Source organism: Cryptosporangium sp. NPDC051539 (assembly GCF_044454545.1).
Lineage (GTDB): Bacteria > Actinomycetota > Actinomycetes > Mycobacteriales > Cryptosporangiaceae > Cryptosporangium.
Map to the genome: position 1 here is coordinate 1 of NZ_JBITDV010000040.1, position 1,320 is coordinate 1,320.

Annotated in this window: 2 protein-coding genes; both read left to right on the forward strand. The window is 62.9% G+C overall.

What is annotated here, in order from left to right; genetic code table 11:
- Positions 1-233 precede the first annotated feature (233 nt).
- Entirely contained in the window at positions 234-755 is a 522-nt protein-coding gene (locus tag ACIBZJ_RS43200) for an excisionase family DNA-binding protein (protein WP_395939430.1), read from the forward strand.
- A 4-nt stretch (positions 756-759) separates the two neighbouring features.
- On the forward strand, positions 760-1,320 hold the full coding sequence (locus ACIBZJ_RS43205) for a PIN domain-containing protein (protein WP_395939431.1): 561 nt from the start codon (positions 760-762) through the stop codon (positions 1,318-1,320).

The window sequence follows — 1,320 nt, forward strand, 5'->3', positions numbered from 1 at the left end:
AGAGCTGGTGAGGGGACTTGAACCCCTAACCGCCCGATTACAAGCTTCGCCCGCGGCGTCCGCCGGGGTCCATGCTCGCATGGACCTCCCCACGGACCCGAGTGTTGGGTCCGTGGTGGGTTGCTGCGGTCCGTGGCCGTTCGCTGCCTTGGCTACTCAGTTGGCTACTCGCCCGTTCAAGATCAGCTCTCGCGCGAGCGCTTCCTTCGACGCGGTCGCAGGAAACCACGGTCATGTGCATCGTTTCAACACCACGCCGTTTCGATTGCTACACTTATTTCGATTATTGCGAACAGGCTGGAGGTCCCGTGTCACACACAGCTTCCGCGCCAGGTTCTGACGAGGCAGTCATCGCCGCCGAGGCCCTGGGGCACATCCAGGCGTACCTCAAAGCGCATCCGGAAGCCCCTGCCATGGTCCACCTGTCCGATGACGCGGACACCCGGCTCGTCGTGCCACGGCCGGCCGTTGAGCTCCTTGCCCGCATCCTGGCGCATATGGCAAGCGGGCAAAGCGTCGCGGTGGTCCCTGAACACGCGGAACTGACGACGCAGCAAGCAGCCGATCTCCTGAACGTTTCACGGCCGTACTTGATCGGACTACTTGACGCCGGGGAGATCGAGTACCGCAAGGTCGGCACACATCGACGGATCTTCGCGGGATCGCTGCTCGCCTACAAACACCGTGACGACGGGCGCCGTCGCACGGCGGCAGATGAACTCGCGGTGCTGACGCAAGAGATGGGTCTGGAGTAGATTCTTGGCCTTCATCGTTGTCTACGACGCCAGCGTGCTGTACCCCAGCGCCCTGCGCGACCTCCTGCTTCGAGTAGCCCAGACCGGCCTGGTGCAAGCTCGTTGGACCGAGACGATCCTGGACGAGGTGTTCAACTCCCTCAAACGGGACCGGCCAGACCTGGACCCCGCCAAACTCGACCGCACTCGTGCGCTCATGGCCACCGCCGTCCGCGACTGGAAGGTGTCCGGCTATGAGCCGCTCATCGACTCCCTCAAGCTGCCGGACCCTGATGACCGACATGTCCTGGCGGCGGCAATCCGAGCCCGCGCACAAGTCGTCGTCACGTCCAACCTCAAGCACTTCCCCAAGGAAGATCTTGACCAATGGGACATTGAACCCAAGTCTCCGGACGACTTCGTTCACGATCAGATTGGCATCGATCGAGATGCCGTTGTGGCAGCGATCCAGCAGATCGCTGACTCCTGGCGCAATCCGATGGGAACGCCAACAGCAGTCCTCGACCGACTCGAACGCTCCGGACTCGCGGTCAGCGTCGCCGAGCTACGAAGCCAGCGCCACTAG